Source organism: Mesorhizobium sp. M0037, from assembly GCF_040323635.1.
Lineage (GTDB): Bacteria > Pseudomonadota > Alphaproteobacteria > Rhizobiales > Rhizobiaceae > Mesorhizobium.
In genome coordinates, this window is record NZ_JAMYVB010000017.1 from 78,206 (window position 1) to 95,022 (window position 16,817).

The 16,817-nt window shown below is 64.1% G+C and carries 14 protein-coding genes; 9 read left to right on the plus strand and 5 right to left on the minus strand.

From position 1 onward, the window contains the following. Window positions 1-55 precede the first annotated feature (55 nt). From NKJ78_RS23575 to NKJ78_RS23585, 3 genes are all read right to left on the minus strand, one after another. The gene (locus NKJ78_RS23575) at window positions 56-1,234 is read right to left on the minus strand and encodes an efflux RND transporter periplasmic adaptor subunit (protein ID WP_023715055.1); all 1,179 of its coding nucleotides are present in this window, start codon (window positions 1,232-1,234) and stop codon (window positions 56-58) included. A 508-nt stretch (window positions 1,235-1,742) separates the two neighbouring features. Continuing rightward, entirely contained in the window at window positions 1,743-2,873 is a 1,131-nt protein-coding gene (locus NKJ78_RS23580; protein WP_023825035.1) for a patatin-like phospholipase family protein, read from the minus strand. Between the two features lie 201 nt (window positions 2,874-3,074). Continuing rightward, on the minus strand, window positions 3,075-4,163 hold the full coding sequence (locus NKJ78_RS23585) for a citrate synthase/methylcitrate synthase (protein ID WP_023737352.1): 1,089 nt from the start codon (window positions 4,161-4,163) through the stop codon (window positions 3,075-3,077). 92 nt (window positions 4,164-4,255) lie between these two features. Here NKJ78_RS23585 and NKJ78_RS23590 point away from each other — a divergent pair, with 92 nt between their 5' ends. Next, a complete protein-coding gene (locus NKJ78_RS23590) occupies window positions 4,256-5,395 on the plus strand; it encodes a citrate synthase (RefSeq protein WP_023737351.1) in 1,140 nt (379 codons plus the stop codon). Here NKJ78_RS23590 and ftrA read toward each other — a convergent pair. After that, on the minus strand, window positions 5,392-6,384 hold the full coding sequence (gene ftrA / locus NKJ78_RS23595) for a transcriptional regulator FtrA (protein ID WP_023737350.1): 993 nt from the start codon (window positions 6,382-6,384) through the stop codon (window positions 5,392-5,394). The genes NKJ78_RS23590 and ftrA overlap by 4 nt on opposite strands. An 89-nt stretch (window positions 6,385-6,473) precedes the next feature. Here ftrA and NKJ78_RS23600 point away from each other — a divergent pair, with 89 nt between their 5' ends. Both NKJ78_RS23600 and NKJ78_RS23605 read left to right on the plus strand, forming a co-directional pair. Continuing rightward, window positions 6,474-6,893: a rhodanese-like domain-containing protein gene (locus NKJ78_RS23600; RefSeq protein ID WP_023702797.1), complete on the plus strand. Its 420-nt coding sequence runs from the start codon at window positions 6,474-6,476 to the stop codon at window positions 6,891-6,893. Between the two features lie 50 nt (window positions 6,894-6,943). Next, window positions 6,944-7,399: a GNAT family N-acetyltransferase gene (locus NKJ78_RS23605; protein ID WP_031199718.1), complete on the plus strand. Its 456-nt coding sequence runs from the start codon at window positions 6,944-6,946 to the stop codon at window positions 7,397-7,399. A 45-nt stretch (window positions 7,400-7,444) separates the two neighbouring features. Here NKJ78_RS23605 and phaR read toward each other — a convergent pair whose 3' ends face one another. Then, complete coding sequence (gene phaR / locus NKJ78_RS23610; protein WP_023685813.1) at window positions 7,445-8,059, minus strand: polyhydroxyalkanoate synthesis repressor PhaR; 615 nt, start codon at window positions 8,057-8,059, stop codon at window positions 7,445-7,447. Between the two features lie 302 nt (window positions 8,060-8,361). Between phaR and NKJ78_RS23615 the strand changes: the two genes are divergently transcribed. The 6 genes from NKJ78_RS23615 to NKJ78_RS23640 all read left to right on the plus strand — a co-directional run bounded on the left by NKJ78_RS23615 (window position 8,362) and on the right by NKJ78_RS23640 (window position 16,710). Further along, window positions 8,362-9,546: an acetyl-CoA C-acetyltransferase gene (locus tag NKJ78_RS23615; RefSeq protein ID WP_023712818.1), complete on the plus strand. Its 1,185-nt coding sequence runs from the start codon at window positions 8,362-8,364 to the stop codon at window positions 9,544-9,546. Window positions 9,547-9,675: 129 nt separating this feature from the next. After that, window positions 9,676-10,401: an acetoacetyl-CoA reductase gene (gene phbB / locus NKJ78_RS23620; protein ID WP_023698448.1), complete on the plus strand. Its 726-nt coding sequence runs from the start codon at window positions 9,676-9,678 to the stop codon at window positions 10,399-10,401. 695 nt (window positions 10,402-11,096) lie between these two features. After that, entirely contained in the window at window positions 11,097-14,648 is a 3,552-nt protein-coding gene (locus tag NKJ78_RS23625) for a helicase-related protein (protein ID WP_352459865.1), read from the plus strand. 75 nt (window positions 14,649-14,723) lie between these two features. Then, window positions 14,724-15,110 (plus strand): RNA-binding S4 domain-containing protein, encoded by a 387-nt coding sequence (locus NKJ78_RS23630; RefSeq protein ID WP_352459866.1) that lies wholly within the window; start codon window positions 14,724-14,726, stop codon window positions 15,108-15,110. Window positions 15,111-15,363: 253 nt separating this feature from the next. Further along, entirely contained in the window at window positions 15,364-15,702 is a 339-nt protein-coding gene (gene fdxA / locus NKJ78_RS23635; RefSeq protein ID WP_352459867.1) for a ferredoxin FdxA, read from the plus strand. 426 nt (window positions 15,703-16,128) lie between these two features. Further along, window positions 16,129-16,710: a CarD family transcriptional regulator gene (locus tag NKJ78_RS23640; RefSeq protein WP_023673664.1), complete on the plus strand. Its 582-nt coding sequence runs from the start codon at window positions 16,129-16,131 to the stop codon at window positions 16,708-16,710. Window positions 16,711-16,817 lie beyond the last annotated feature (107 nt).

Here is a 16,817-nt window from a genome sequence, read left to right on the forward strand (position 1 = left end):
CAAAATTTCAGGAGCCGCATTGCGGCCGGTTGCCCCCGTCCGGGGCCACCCGGCGCTACTGCGTTGTCGCTTCGCCCAACAGTTTCTGGATGGTCGCCTGGTCGGCCTCGACCGGCTTGACTACGTCGCCTTCCTTCACGAGTTCCTGGCCGGCGACGATGACGCGGGCATCGGCGGGAATGCCGCCAAGCACGAGGCCCTTCGGCGAGTCGTCAACGAGGTCGATCGGGAAGAATACCACCTTGTTGTCCTTGTCGACGGCGCGGATGCCGAGGTCTCCCTTGTCGCCCAGCGTCACCACGGAGCGCGGCAACATGACGGCGTCGGTCGGCTGCGCGCTGAGCGCAATCTCTGCCGTCATGCCGGCCGGCACCGAGCCGTCGGCATTGGGGACGGCGATCTCGACGCGGAAGGTTCGGGTGGCCGACGAGGCGTCGCGGCTGATGTAGCGCACGGTGCCTTCGACGGTCTGGCCGCTGACCAGCCGGACAGTGGCCTTGTCGCCAAGCTTGAGATAGCCGAGGTCGCGTTCGCTGACTTCGCCGCGCGCAATCACCGGATCGAGCTTGAGGATGGTTGCCACCTCGCCGCCCTGCATGATGGAACTGCCGAGCTCCACCGGCACCCGGTCGATGACGCCGTCGAAGGGCGCCTTGACCAGATTGCGCTCGAGTTCGGCCTGCGCCGTTTCCAGCTGCGACTGCGCAGCGGTCAGATTCGAACGCGCCGTGTCGAGCTGCAGCTTGGGCAGATTGCCGGTCTTCATGAGCCGCAGCGATGCGTCGAGTTCAGCCTGGCGCTGCACGACGAGCTGCTTGGCATTGTCGACCATCGAGATCTTTTCTTCCGCCGCAAGCATCAGCACCAGATCGCCGGTCTTGACGTGATCGCCCTGCTTGACCGGCAGCTTTTCGATGACGCCGGCGACGCGCGTCGCCAGCACGGCGCGCTTGTCGGCCTCGGTCAGCCCGGAAATGCGGATGGCGCGGGCATAGGTCTTGCGCGGCGGCGTCACCACAGCGACGGTGCGCAGCGGCGCCTTCGGTTCGGCCTCGGCCGCCTTGGCTGCATCCGGCGCCTTGGCCTGATCGCCCGGCTTGGCCTGATCGCCTGCCTTGCCAGCACCTTCGACAGCGGCGCTGCCGACGGACGAGAACGCGCCTGTTCCCATCCAGGCCGCGAAGCCGATGAGCACAACAATAGCGGCAAGCTTGTGAAACCTGATCTTCGGCATCATTGTTTTTCCACTGCGGGGTTCGGCCAAGTCGTTATCCAACAGGAGTCCGTCGTCTAACAGCTACCGTGTCTTCCAACTCGGGCGCGTCGCCGATATGGGTGCGCGCCAGGCCGTGTTCAATTTGCCGTGAACGGCGAAGCCGCGCTTCTACATCAAAGTTGCATCGCAATACAGTCGAAAAGTTGCAGGAACATTGTGCCAGGCGATGTAGTGTGGCCAACGAAAACGGTTTTATCGGCGCCCCGTCAGGCGGCGGAACCACAGTCTCGGAACCATACGGACGTTGGAGGCGCTTTGTTTTCAAGGCGTTTTGAGCACTGACACCCCCCTGTGCCTTGACGCTCAAATGTGGGCGCGACCTGCGTAGCCACTCAGTGAATGGCAGCAGGCGTCAGTATGATTTTGTATACCGTCACACGCAACGGTTGTTCCGGGACGGAAAGTCATCGGCGCTACTCCGATTTGCCGAACACTTCGCTGATCGTCTTGATCGATCCGGGCGGACTCAGGCCCGCCGGCGTTCCGCGTCCGGCTTCTTGCGGGCGGCGAGAAATTCCTTCACCCGCCGTCCCGGTGCCGGCCCGCGCACCGGTTTGAAGCCGTCATCGAGTTCGCCGGAAAGATCGAGCGTCGGCCGCTTGCCGACGGCGTCGTAATTCTCCTCCAGCCAGTCGCTCGCCGCTATGCGGCCAAGGTCGCGCAAATAGGTCAAAAAAGCCCATTCGGCGTTGACCTTGGATGACGCCGACAGATCCTTGAACGCTTCGTCGGCATCGATGCGGTGCATGCGGATGTCGCGGTATTCGCCAGGCGGCAGCCGGCCGGCGGCGATCAGTTCCTTGACGAAGGCGATCGAGCGGAATTCGTTCAGCAGCCCGGCATTGAAGGTGATCTCGTCGATGCGGTTCTGGATTTCGTTGGCGCTTTTCGGCGTGCCTTCGCGCACCACCGGATTGATCTGCACCAAAAGCACATCCTCCGTCGCCGCCGTCTTGAAGAACGGAAACAGCGCCGGATTGCCGCCATAGCCGCCATCCCAATAGGGCACGCCCTTGATCTCGACGGCGCGGAACAATTGCGGCAGGCAGGCCGAGGCCATCACCGTGTCGAGGTCGATCTCGCCGTCGGAAAAGACGCGCAGCTGGCCGGTCTCGACATTGGTCGCCGAAATGAACAGCTCCATCGACTTGCAGGCGTGAACATTTTTGAAATCGATCTCCTGCTCGACCACGTCGCGCAGCGGGTTCAAGCCCAGCGGATTGGCGACATAGGGCGAAAACACTCGGGACATGGTGTCGAAGAAGAAATAGCCGGGCGTGTTCTCGATCGACCAGTTGCCCCAGGCGACGTCCCACGGCATGCGCTGCACCGGGCTGAAGCGGCCCTTGGCCGCCACCGCGCGCCAGAAGTCGTCCAGCTTTTGCCGTGCACCCTCGACGCCGCCGCGCACAAAACCATCGGCCAGCGCCACCGCATTCATCGCGCCGGCGCTGGTGCCGGACACGGCTGAAATGTCGAGCCTGCCATCCTCCAGCAGCCGGTCGAGTACACCCCAGGAGAAAGCCCCGTGCGAGCCGCCGCCCTGCAGCGCGATGTTGATCTTCTTCGTTTCCTCCGCCTTGCCGTTTTTGGTCATGGCGTTCCTGTTCGGTTTGGTCGCTGCTGCCTCATTCCGCCCGGAAATCGGGCGGGTTCGACGGCAGCGGACTTATATTGCAGTGCAGCATATAAGGGATGACCAAGGCAAGAACACGAACACGGTCGCGTGATCACATGAAATTTCGGTCATGAAGAAAGCCCCGCTTTGAAGGGGCTGCTCCACCGAAACAGGCGGGCCTCAGGCCACGAGGTCCGGCACCGGCCCGACATAGCGCGACTGTGGACGGATCAGCCGCCCCGTCGTCTGCTGTTCGCGCGCATGCGCGATCCAGCCGGCGACACGTCCGGCGGCAAAGACATTGCTGAACGCCTGTGGCGGAAAGCCAGCCGCCTCAAGCACAAGCGCTGTGTAAAACTCGACATTGGTCTGCAGCGAGCGCTGCGGCTTGGCGATCCGCAGCACTTCGAGCGCCGTCTGCTCGACCTGTTCGGCGAAGGCCAGCCGGCGGCCGGCTTCGCCTTCGCTGCCGAGCTGCCGCACGACGGCTTTCAGCACATCGGCGCGCGGATCGCGCACGCGGTAGATACGATGGCCGAAACCCATGATGCGCTCGCCATGCGCGACCTTCTCGCGCAGCCAACCGGCCGCGTCGCCATGCGCCTGGATTGCATCGAGCATCTCGATCACCGGGCCGGGCGCGCCGCCGTGCAGCGGCCCCTTGAGCGCGCCGAGCCCGGCCAGCACCGACGATGTCAGCCCTGCCAGGGTCGATGCGACGACGCGGGTGGCAAAGGTCGAGGCGTTGAGGCCGTGATCGCACACGGTCACCAGATAGGTGTCGAGTGCCCTTGCCAGCGCCGGCGACGGGACGGATCCCTCGAGCATCCTCAGCATGTCGGCGGCATGATCGGCCTTGGCGTCAGGTGCGGTCGGCTGCTCGCCGCGCGCCAGCCGCAGCAGAGCCGGCGTCAGCACGGCGGGCGCCGCGATCAGCCGCAAGGCGTCCGTCAGCGTCTCGCCATCCGGCAGCAGCGCCATGCCGGCGCGCATGGCGCTATAGATCTCAAGCGGTGCGAGCAGCGGCAGCGAGGGTGCAAGCCGCTCGAACACCTCGACGCGAGCCTTGCCCAGCCTCGCTGCCAGTTCGGCATCGCCGGGAAGGCCGTCGAAGAAGCCGTCGAGCAACAGGCGAACCACTTGCGCATAGCGCCATCGTCCCGCCAATTCCGGCAGCGAATGACCGCGGATCGTCAGGCGGCCGCCAAGGCCATCGACATCGGAGAGCACGGTCTCCGCCGCCACCACATCATCGAGCCCGTTCGCCATATCTCATCTCCTTGCAGCTTTTCTGCATGGGAGATAAGGGTTGGGCTGCGCCTCGATCAATCTTGATCAATATAATCAATATGTGAGCTAAAATGTCCGAATGGCTGTCGCGGGAAGAGGCGCTGGAAAGGCTCAAGGTCCGGCCGCAGACGCTCTACGCCTATGTCAGCCGTGGCCGCATCGGCATGCGGCCGGATGAGAGCGACCCGCGCCGCAGCCAGTACCGCGCCGACGACATCGCGGCATTGGCGACCCGCCGGGCGCGGGGCCGCAGTCCCTCGGCCATCGCCGAGAGTGCGATCGCCTGGGGCGAACCCTCGATTGTCACCGCGATTTCGACTGTGCTGCACGGTCGACTGATCTATCGAGGGCAAGACGCCGTTGCGCTCTCCAAAGCGGCGACGCTGGAGGAAACCGCTGCTGTGCTCTGGGCCTCGCCTGAACCGGTGGCTTTCAAAGCTCCGTCACCTGAAGCGCCTCATCCAGTCGGCCGCGCCTCGGCCTTTGCGCAGCTTGCCATGCTTGCAGGCCACGGGCGGCCTTCGCTAGGACGCAGCGCCGCCTCGCTGTGCACCGAGGCCGCGCGCACAGTCGGAGCGCTGGCGCAGTCGCTGGGCGCTGAAGCCGGCACAGCGCCCGTCCATAAGCGCCTGGCGCAGGGCTGGTCGGTGGATGATGCCGGCGCGGAAGCGATCCGCTGCGCCCTCGTCCTGCTCGCCGATCATGAACTCAACGCATCGACCTTTGCCGCCCGCGTCGCAGCGTCCACAGGCGCCTCGCCTGCCGCATGCCTGCTGGCCGGCTTGGCAACGCTGTCCGGCCCGCGCCACGGTGGCGCCGGCGAAGCGGCGATGCAACTGGCTGAAGATGCAGCAGCCCACGGCGCGGATGCGGCGATCCGGCGCTGGCTCGGCCATGATCGGCCCTTGCCGGCGTTCGGCCATCCGCTCTATCCCGACGGCGATCCCCGTGCCACCGCACTTCTGGAAGTCATCCCTGTCGACGAGACGCTGCAACAGCTGCAAAAAGCCGCCATGGCGGCGGTCGGTGCCCAGCCCAACATCGACTTCGCCTTGGCCGCTCTGACGCGCGGCCTTGGCTTGCCGCGCGATGCACCGTTCCAGCTGTTTGCGCTCGGACGCAGTGTCGGCTGGGCCGCGCATATGGTCGAACAGATCATTAGCGGCAGCATCATCAGGCCGCGTGGCCGCTATGAGGGACGCGTGACTTAAGCCGACCTGGCCGTGTTCCCGAACCGCGCACGGTACGCGACGGGCGTCGTGGCGAACTGCTGACGAAAATGATGCCGCAGCGTGCCTGCCGCGCCAAAGCCGGCGGTCTCGGCAATCCGTTCGATCGGCATGGCGGTGTCTTCCAGCAGCGTGCGCGCCCGCGAAAGCCGTTCCGACAGCAGCCAGCGCGCCGGCGTGACGCCGGTCGCGGCCGCGAACCGGCGCAGGAACGTCCGCTCGCTCATCCCGGCAAGCTCGGCCAAGATGGCGACCGGATAATCGGCGGAAATATTGGCGCGCATCCTGTCGATCAACGGTCCGAGCCGGCTGCGCTCGTGCGGCTCGGGAACGGAGCTCTCGACATACTGCGCCTGACCGCCGTCGCGATGCGGCGGCACCACCAGACGCCGCGCCACCATGTTTGCCGCCTTGGTGCCGAAGTCGCGCCGCACCAGATGCAGGCAAAGGTCGATGCCCGCGGCACTGCCTGCCGATGTCAGCACATTGCCCTCATCGATGTACAAAACGTCCGGAATCACGGTGATGTCGGGGTACATCTCCGTCAGCTTCTCGCTGTAGCGCCAATGCGTGGTCGCTCTTTTGCCCGCCAGCAGGCCGGCGGCGGCAAGCACGAACACGCCCGAACAGATCGAAAGAATGCGAGAGCCGCGCTCGTGTGCCTTTCGAAGCGCCTCGATCAGCGCCGGCGGCACCGGAGCCTCCGTTCCGCGCCATCCCGGTACGATCACCGTGCCGGCCTGGCCGATCAGATCGATCCCGCCGTCGGCAACAATACGCACGCCGCCCAGCGCGCGCATTTCACCGGTATCAATACCGGCAACCGCAAAACGGTACCAATCCTCACCCATTTCCGGCCGCGGCAAGGCGAAGATCTCAACCGCCACGCCAAACTCGAACGTGCACAGCCCGTCATAGGCAACGGCAACGACAAGAGGGTTGGCAGGGCGCGGATTCGCAGAGGATGGCATGATCTTGACGATATATGGCAAAGCTGCCAGCTGCAATCGCCCTGCTTCCTGTCTTATCTCTCCGTCGCATCAGCAATGGAGATACGAGGATGAGCCACGTGACAGACATTCCGGCGGCATCGCCGGATATCGCCCGCGACCATTTTCTGCGCCGGCTTTCCGTCGAGACCGACTGTTCCGACGTCGCCGCCGCACTGCGTGCCGGAGAGCCGGACTTTGTTCTCCTGCATGTGGTCGGTTCGCCGGAAGCCTATGGACGCCGCCATGTGCCGGGCGCGCTGCATCTGCCCCACCGCGAAATATCGGCCGGGCGGATGGTGCAATGGCCCGAAAGGACGCTGTTCGTCGTCTATTGCGCGGGACCGCATTGCAATGGCGCGGATCAGGCGGCCTTCAAGCTGGCCAGCCTCGGTCGTCCCGTGAAGATCATGATCGGCGGCATAACCGGTTGGCAGGACGAGGACCTTCCTTTCGCTTCAGGCAAGGAGCCCGGTGTCTTGCACGCGTGAGGCCACGCGATATGGTCGGCCTTGAAGACTGAGCAAGCATGCAGAAGGCGATGGTTAGAATTCGTCCATTCGAGCGCCAGGATGTCGGTGCGGTGCTCGCCCTCATGCGGGCGCTAGCCGTCTTCGAGGGTTATGACGACAAGCTTCGCGTCACCGAAGCGAACCTCATCGAGCACGGGCTGGGGCCATCGCCCCGGTTCGGCGTGTTGGTGGCGGAGCGAGAGTGCGTGATCGTCGGCATCGCCGTCCACTACCTCATCCCCTGGACCTACGACCTGAAGCCGGTTGTCTGGCTGAAGGAACTCTACGTCACTGAAGCGACGCGCGGCATGGGGGTCGGCCATGCGCTTGTTGAACAGCTTCGCCAACACGCTTTGAGCATTGGCGCCTCCGCCATCAAATGGACGGTGCTGAAATCCAACTCGCCGGCCAAAGCCTTCTACCGCTCGCTCGACGGCCAGCCCGACGATATCTGGGAACCGTGGCAGCTGAAAATCGACCCGTGACGGCCGCCTCGACCAACTGAGGGCGGTCGACCATGCGGCGGTCGCTTACGACATCGTATCGAGCTTGCGCTGCATGGCGGCGATCTGTTGCTTCAGTTCCTGAAGGTCGTCGCCGCTCTTTTCCGGGACGTCCTTGCGGGCCGGCTCGGGTGCAGCCGCGGCCGCAGCATTTGTGGCGGCGGTCGGGAACGGCGTGAACAGGCGCATCGCGTTCTGGAACATTTCCATGTTGCGGCGTGTCTGCTCTTCCAGCGCCTTGATCGGCGTGGCGATCTTCATCACATCCAGCGGCGACTTGCCGATCGCGCCCTTCATCTGTTCGCGGAACCGCTCCTGCTCCTTGGAGAAGGCCATCATCGACTGTTCGAGGAAGCTCGGCACGATCTGCTGCATCTGGTCGCCATAGAAAGCGATCAGCTGGCGCAGGAACGGGATCGGCAGCATGTTCTGCCCATCCTTGTTCTCCAGTTCGAAGATGATCTGCGTCAGCACCGGATGGGTAATGTCGTCACCGGTCTTGGCGTCCTGGACGGTGAACTCCTCGCCCTTCTTGACCATCTCGGCCAGATCCTCGAGCGTCACATAGGTGCTGGTGCCGGTATTGTAGAGCCGGCGATTGGCATATTTCTTGATAATGATAGGGTCGTCTTTCGCGGCCATCAGCATCCTCCCGGGACACCGGCGCGCCTGAGTAAGCCGCCGGTAACGATTGCGCCATTTTTAAGGATATGCGCAAAAGCTCTATAATTCCAAGCGCTTTGTGCAGTGCGGCATCATTTATTGCTGCATGGCCGGCCAATTATGCTGCGCAGCAAAGGTTGGGCGATCCCGCCGGCCGCTCACGCCCTGCTTGCGGCGCTTGGCCGGCATGCCCATTTCCGGTTTGACTTGGGGTGTGGAACGGGCAAGAAAAGTCCCAACAAGCCCCCAAGAACACGACACCTCGAAGTCTGGAGAGAAAAATGTCCGCTTCCAATTCAATCGTCGTTGCCAGCGCCGCACGCACGGCTGTCGGCTCCTTCAACGGCGCCTTCGCCGCCACCCCGGCGCATGAACTTGGCGCCGTCGTGATCAGGGAGCTTTTGGCGCGCGCCGACGTCGAGCCGGGCGAAGTCGACGAGGTCATTCTCGGCCAGGTGCTGACCGCCGCGCAGGGCCAGAACCCCGCCCGCCAGGCGTCGATCAATGCCGGCCTGCCCAAGGAGACCACCGCCTGGGGGCTCAACCAGGTTTGCGGCTCTGGCCTGCGCGCCATCGCGCTCGGCATGCAGCAGATCGCCGCCGGCGACGCCACGGTGATCATCGCCGGCGGCCAGGAATCGATGTCGCTGTCGCCGCATGCCGAGCACCTGCGCGCCGGCGTCAAGATGGGCGACTACAAGATGATCGACACCATGATCAAGGACGGGTTGTGGGACGCCTTCAATGGCTACCACATGGGCAACACCGCCGAGAACGTCGCCCGCCAGTTCCAGATCACCCGCGACGACCAGGACCAGTTTGCGCTGGCCTCGCAAAACAAGGCCGAGGCCGCGCAGAAGGCCGGCAAGTTCAAGGACGAGATCGTCGCCTTCACGATCAAGGGCAGGAAGGGCGACACTGTCGTCGACCAGGACGAGTACATCCGCCACGGCGCCACCATCGACGCCATGTCCAAGCTGAAGCCGGCTTTCGACAAGGACGGCACCGTGACCGCCGCGAACGCGTCGGGCATCAATGACGGCGCCGCCGGCGCGCTGCTGATGAGCGAGGCTGAAGCCACAAGGCGCGGCATCACCCCGCTGGTGCGCATCGCATCCTGGGCGACGGCCGGCGTCGATCCGGCGATCATGGGAACCGGACCTATTCCCGCCTCGAAGCGGGCGCTCGAGAAGGCCGGCTGGTCGGTCAAGGACCTCGACCTTGTCGAGGCCAATGAAGCCTTCGCCGCGCAGGCCTGCGCCGTCAACAAGGGCATGGGCTGGGATACGTCGATCGTCAACGTCAATGGCGGCGCCATCGCCATCGGCCATCCGATCGGCGCGTCGGGCGCCCGCGTCTTCAACACGCTGGTTTTCGAGATGCGCCGCCGCGGCGCCAAGAAGGGCCTTGCCACGCTGTGCATCGGCGGCGGCATGGGCGTCGCTCTGTGCGTGGAAGCGCTGTGAACAAGAAGTGAGTAGTGAATAGGGAGTAGTGAATAGGGAAGAAGGAGCAGCGCGGCGGGATATCGATCCCTACTCGCTATTCCCTACTCCCTATTCCCTTCTTCCGACCAAAGGGAGGAAGAACTTTCAATGACCAAAGTAGCGCTCGTCACCGGTGGATCGCGCGGCATCGGCGCCGCCATATCGATCGGCCTGAAGAATGCCGGTTACACCGTTGCCGCCAACTATGCCGGCAATGACGAGGCAGCGGGGAAGTTCAGCGCACAAACCGGCATCAAGGCCTACAAATGGTCGGTCGCCGACTACGACGCCTGTGCCGCCGGAATCAAACAGGTCGAGGCCGATCTCGGCCCGGTCTCGGTGCTGGTCAACAATGCCGGCATTACCCGCGACGCCATGTTCCACAAGCTGACGCGCGAGCAGTGGAAGGAAGTCATCGACACCAATCTGTCTGGCGTCTTCAACATGACGCATCCGCTGTGGGGCGGCATGCGCGACCGCAAATTCGGCCGCGTCATCACCATCTCCTCCATCAACGGCCAGAAAGGCCAGGCCGGCCAGGTCAACTATTCCGCCGCAAAGGCCGGCGACATCGGCTTCTCGAAGGCGCTGGCGCAGGAGGGCGCGCGCGCGGGCATCACAGTCAATGTCATCTGCCCCGGCTACATAGCCACCGAGATGGTCAAGGCGATCGACGAGAAGGTGCTGAATGAACGCATCATCCCGCAGATCCCGGTCGGCCGCCTCGGCGAACCGGAAGAGATCGCGCGTTGCGTCGTCTTCCTCGCGTCCGAAGACGCCGGCTTCATCACCGGTTCGACCATCACAGCCAATGGCGGCCAGTACTTCGCCTGAACGACAGCAATTTCGCCCGGTAGGACGGGCCGCCTTATGGCCCGTTTTTCATCGCCGGGCGGCGATGTTCCCCGGGCCGCGCGCGAGACATTGACCCGTTCCGGCACGCAAAGATTAACGATTTTTAGGCGCCCTGTGCAAAACCCGGTTCGCAAGCTGTGAATTCTCGGTGGACAAGCTGTGGATAACACAAGATGTTGGGGTGAACAAACCAGGAAAATCCCGCGATCGCTGATTCGTCACCGATTCGTTCCGGCTTTGAGCGGAACGTTAACGACCAAGGCCGGGAACCACCGGAAACTGGTTAAGGCCGATTAAGAAAATTCAACAATTTCACAACGTTAGCCGAGGCGTATCGGATCACGACGATGCCCCGCCGGCAAAGGTTAACGCCAATGGTCGCCTTGCAGGAATCGGGCCAGTTTCCGCGATTCAGCATATGGTGAGACTCAGGCTCGCAAAATCCACATGTAGCCGTGAACAAAAGCTGAATCTGCCGGAGTCACTGATTCGTCGCCGATTCGTTCCAGACTCGTTCCAACTGTTAATTGAGACCTCAACGACGAACCGTGGGACTGCCGGCCGGAACATTCCGCTTTCGCTTCGCGCCTGAAATCCCTATGTGTCGCCTGTCATACGCGCCATGCGAGGCGCGCTCCCGACAACACGATGCAGAAAGCCTCATCTCCAGGCCGATGAACATCCAGCCGAAACACACCGAGCCGCTGATCCTGTCGGGCCGCGACGTGACTGCCGTGCTGGGTCCGACCAACACCGGCAAGACCCATCTCGCCATCGAGCGCATGGTGGCGCATGAGAGCGGCATTATCGGCCTGCCGCTCCGCCTTCTGGCGCGCGAGGTCTATGCCCGCGTCTGCGAAAAGGTCGGCGCCCACAAGGTGGCGCTCATCACCGGCGAGGAAAAAATCCAGCCGCCCGGCGCGAAATATTCGGTCTGCACCGTCGAAGCCATGCCGCGCGAGACCGACGTTGCCTTCGTCGCCATCGACGAGGTGCAACTCGCCGGCGACCTCGAGCGCGGCCACATCTTCACCGACCGTATCCTGCACCTGCGCGGCCGCCAGGAAACGCTGCTGCTCGGCGCGGCCACCATGCATGGCATCCTGCAAAAGCTGCTGAGAGGCGTCTCGGTGGTGACGCGCCCTCGCCTGTCGCACCTGGCCTATGCCGGCTCGAAGAAATTGACCCGCCTGCCGCGGCGTACGGCGATCGTCGCTTTCTCCGCCGACGAGGTCTATGCCATCGCTGAGCTGATCCGCCGCCAGCAAGGAGGAGCGGCGGTCGTGCTCGGCGCGCTGTCGCCCCGCACCCGCAACGCCCAGGTGGCAATGTTCCAGGCAGGCGACGTCGACTATCTCGTCGCCACCGACGCCATCGGCATGGGGCTCAACCTTGATCTCGATCATGTCGCCTTCGCCCAGAACCGCAAATTCGACGGCTACCAGTACCGCAACCTGACGGCGGCCGAGCTCGGCCAGATCGCCGGCCGCGCCGGCCGGCATCTGCGCGACGGCACCTTCGGCGTCACCGGCCAGGTCGATCCGCTGGACGAGGAACTGGTCAAGCGCATCGAGGGGCACGAGTTCGATCCGGTGAAGGTGCTGCAATGGCGCACCGCGCATTTCGACTTCGCCAGCCTCGACGCGCTGAAGCGCTCGATCGAGGCCAACGCGCCGGTCGAAGGCCTGACGCGCGCGCTGCCGGCGGTCGATGCGCAGGCGCTCGAACATCTCTCCCGCGACGAGGACATCCGCGCGCTGGCTACCAATGCCAAGCGCGTCGCGCTGCTGTGGGAAGCCTGCGCGTTGCCGGACTACCGCAAGATCGCGCCGGCCCAGCACTCCGACCTGATCGCTTCTATCTACACCGACCTCGCCAAACACGGCCATGTCGACGAGAACTACATGGCCGAGCAGGTGCGCCGCGCCGATACGACCGAGGGGGACATCGACACGCTGTCGCACCGCATTGCGCAGATCCGCACCTGGACATTCGTGTCCAACCGGCCGGGCTGGCTGGCCGATCAGGCACACTGGCGGGAAAAGACGCGCGAAATCGAAGACAGATTGTCGGATGCGCTGCATGAGCGGTTGACGAAACGGTTTGTAGACCGCAGGACTTCCGTCCTCATGCGGCGCCTTAGAGAAAATACAATGCCTGAAGCCGAAATCAGTCCTACCGGAACCGTCCTTGTCGAAGGCCATCATGTCGGCGAGTTGCAAGGGTTCCGCTTCACCGCCGACCAGAGCGCCGGCGGCGAAGACGCCAAGGCCGTGCGCACGGCAGCGCAAAAAGCGCTGGCCGCCGAGTTCGAGGCACGTGCCGAACGCTTCGGCGCCTGCGCCAATGGCGACCTTGCGCTCGGCTCCGACGGCACGCTGCGCTGGATCGGCGCGCCGATCGGCACGCTGGTTGCCGGCGAGGACGCGCTGAAGCCGCGCCTGGTGCTTTTGGCCGACGAGCAGTTGACTGGTCCCGCCCGCGACAAGGTCGCCGCGCGCGCCGAGCGCTTCGTCAATTTCCAGATCGAATCCTTGCTGAAGCCGCTGGTCGACTTGAAGAATGCCGAGCAGATCGCCGGCATCGGCCGTGGCATCGCCTTCCAGCTCGTCGAGCATTTCGGCCTCATCAACCGCCGCGACATCGCCGAGGAAATGAAGTCGCTCGACCAGGAGGGTCGCGCCGCCTTGCGCCGGCTCGGTGTGCGCTTCGGCGCCTACCATGTCTTCGTGCCGGCGCTGATCAAGCCGGCGCCCGCCGGACTGATCACGCTGTTGTGGGCGCTGAAGAACGACGGCAAGGACAAGCCCGGCTTTGGCGACGTGGTGCACGCCCTGGCTTCCGGCCGCACATCGGTGGTCATCGACCCGGCCTTCGACAAGAGCTTCTACAGGCTCGCCGGCTACCGCAATCTCGGGCGCCGCGCCGTGCGCATCGACATTCTGGAACGGCTGGCCGACCTGATCCGGCCTGCGACCAACTGGAAGCCCGGTCTGGGACAGCGCCCCGACGGCGCTTATGACGGCCAGTCCTTCATGGTGACGCCGCCGATGATGTCCATCCTCGGCGCCACCGCCGACGACATGGAAGAGATCCTGAAAGGTCTCGGCTATCGCGCCGAGCCGAAGCCGCCGGCAGAGGTGAAGGCGCGGCTCGAAGCGCAGGACAATGCCGCGCGGCAAGCGGCTGCGGCCAAGCTGGCGGAAGCCGCAGCAAAGGCCGAGCAGGCTCAGGCGGCGGAAGCCGTGGCAAGTGAAGCCGTCGCTGAGGCGCCGGCCGTTGGGTCGGAGCCGGATGCAGCCACCGAGATTACGGCTGAGGAGCCCGTCGCCGAAGTCGCAGCGGCCGTTGCTGCGGACGCTCAGCCGGGCGCGCCTCCCGAGGGTTCGGAGCCAACTGCGGCCGTTGAAGCCACCGCCGAAGCTCCAGCCATCGAGGAAGCAACGGCGGAGCCCGTCGCGGAAGAACAGGTCGAAGCTCCCATAGAAATCGCGGAAGAAGCTCCGGCTGTTGCAGAAGCTGACGACACCGTCCCCGAAAGCGCCGACGCCACCGTCGCCGAAAACGCCGACGCCCTTACCTCCCCCTCGATGGCGGAGGTCGCGGCGCGAAGCGACGCGGGTGGGGGTGACAGCGTTAACGAAGCAGGTGCAGACACAGCAGACGCTTCAGGCGCAACCGCCGACGCCGGCGCTGCCCCCACCCCGGCGCTGCGCGCCGACCCTCCCCACGAGTGGGAGGGTGGAAGCGCTGAGCCTGTCCCCGAGGCCGAAGCGCCAAAGCCCATCTTGCTGTGGCGGCAGGGTCGTTTCGAGCAGCGCCCGCGCCATCGTCAAGGCCGGGACAATCGCCCGCGTAACGGCCAGGCTGGCCGCGCCGATGCGCCGGCCGACGCTGCCGGCGGACAGCCGGCACCGGGCGAACGGCCGGCCTATCAGGGCCGGCGCGACCAGCGCGACGGTGCCGCCAAGCCACGCTTCGACCGTTCGAAGTTCAAGCCCAAGCCGCAGGCCGAGGGCGAACAGCGCCGCGACGGCAAGCCGCAAGGCGAGCGTCCGCGCGAGGGCCGGCCTGACTGGAAAGGCGGCAGGCCGGAAGGCAAAGGCGGACCGCAAGGCGCCAAGCCGGCTTTCCAGGCCAAGCCACGCGAGGAACGCCCTGCGCGCTTCGATCCGGACTCGCCCTTCGCCAAGCTCGCCGCCTTGCGCGACCAGCTGAAGAAGTAGGCTCTGAGCATGATCCCGAAAAGTGGAACCGGTTTTCGGACAATATCATGCTCCAACAAGAGATAACTCGCTGCGATGGTTGCTGAAGGTCGTCAGCGCATCGACAAGTGGCTGTTCTTTTCGCGCGCGATAAAATCGCGCTCGCTGGCGGCCAAGCTGGTTGTCGCCGGACGCGTCCGCATCAACAGCGACAAAGCAGCGCAGGCCTCCGATCTGGTCCAGCCTGGCGACGTTTTGACCATTACGCACGAGCGCCGCATCTTCGTTTGGAAGGTGCTTGGCACCGGCGTGCGGCGCGGTCCGGCCGAGGAAGCGCGCACGCTCTACGAGGACATGTCCCCGCCGCCGGCGCCGAAAGGCGAGGCTGTTGCCGATGCCATTCCGGCGCTGCGCGACGCCGGCAGCGGCCGGCCGACCAAGAAAGAGCGCAGGCAAACCGACCGGCTGTTCGGCGAAGACTGAAGCCTTGGCCGTCTGCGCCATGCCGGCGGTCTGGAATTTCATTCCGGACACGCGGGCCCCGCCTGCAATGGCTGCCCTTGCAAGCGGCAGGCAAAGGCGTTACCTCACCAAAAAAGCCGCCGCATCGGCCCGAAAATCGGAAATCGATTTTTCGGAAGGCACGATGCGCAGATTCAAAGTGTCAGAGCGGACTTTGTGCGTCCAATTGGACGCACGTCGCTCTAGCAAGAACGGGACGTCCCGGAGCCGACCAATGACCTATGTCGTGACCGACAACTGCATCAAATGCAAGTACATGGACTGCATCGAGGTCTGTCCGGTCGACTGCTTCTACGAGGGCGAGAACATGCTTGTCATACATCCCGACGAGTGCATCGACTGCGGCGTCTGCGAACCGGAATGCCCGGCCGATGCAATCAAGCCCGACACCGAGCCGGGCCTCGACAAATGGCTGCAGGTCAACACCGAATACGCCGAGAAATGGCCCAACATCACCGCCAAGAAGGAGCCTCCGGCAGATGCCAAGAGCTTCGACGGCGAAGCCGGCAAGTTCGAGAAATATTTCTCCGCCGAGCCCGGCCAAGGCGACTGAGCACATGACGCTGAAATCGGAATCGATTTCGGAAAGGGTGATGCGCAAAGCAAAAAAGTGCGGCCTATTGGATCGTCATAACGCTGCGTAACGCGCCTCATACATTAACTGCCTTGACAGGCGGCGATGGCGCTCGACCTTCGCGTTTGCAGCAAAACCTTGATTCTTCCGACTTTTTGTGCTACACCAGTTGAAACATGCCGGTGACACAACGTCGATTTATGGCGCAAGCGCCCCAAATCACTGAAAGGTGAAATCCCCAATCGGACCAGAGCGATCTGGGCCAGGCAGTCGCTATGTATGCGGTTTGCCGGTCCCGGCTTTTTCCGATGGGTTCATCTGTTGTGCGGCTAACGATCGGTGTCCCCGGTCGCATGCGTTCGGACCGGCAGGCCGCCGGTGCCACAACAAGGAGTTCAGGGCGTAATGGCAACGATCACCCCGCAGAAGAAGTCCACCTCGGCACGCCACGGTTTCAAGACCGGCGAGTACATCGTCTATCCGGCGCACGGCGTCGGCCAGATCGTCTCGATCGACGAGCAGGAAGTTGCGGGCCACAAGCTGGAACTGTTCGTCATCGACTTCCAGAAGGACAAGATGCGCCTGAAGGTTCCGGTCGCCAAGGCGACCTCCATCGGCATGCGCAAGCTGTCGGAAGAGGATTATGTCGAGCGCGCGCTGAAGGTCGTCCAGGGCCGCGCCCGCGTCAAGCGCACCATGTGGTCTCGCCGTGCGCAGGAATATGATGCCAAGATCAATTCGGGCGACCTGATCTCGATCTCGGAAGTCGTGCGCGACCTCTACCGTGCCGACAACCAGCCGGAACAGTCCTATTCCGAGCGTCAGCTCTATGAGGCGGCACTCGACCGCATGGCGCGCGAGATCGCGGCAGTCAACCGCATGTCGGAAACCGAAGCCGTGCGCCTGATCGAGGTCAACCTCAACAAGGGCCCGAAGCGCGGCGCCAAGGCCGACAATGAGGAAGCCGAGCAGGAAGAAGCTGCCTGATCGCTTTCACCGTCGAATTCATGAAAAACCCGGCCTTGTGCCGGGTTTTTGTTTTTACCCCCTTGTGGGGTTCCAAGGACGGGCGGGACCCGTGGCTCGCCCAGGCA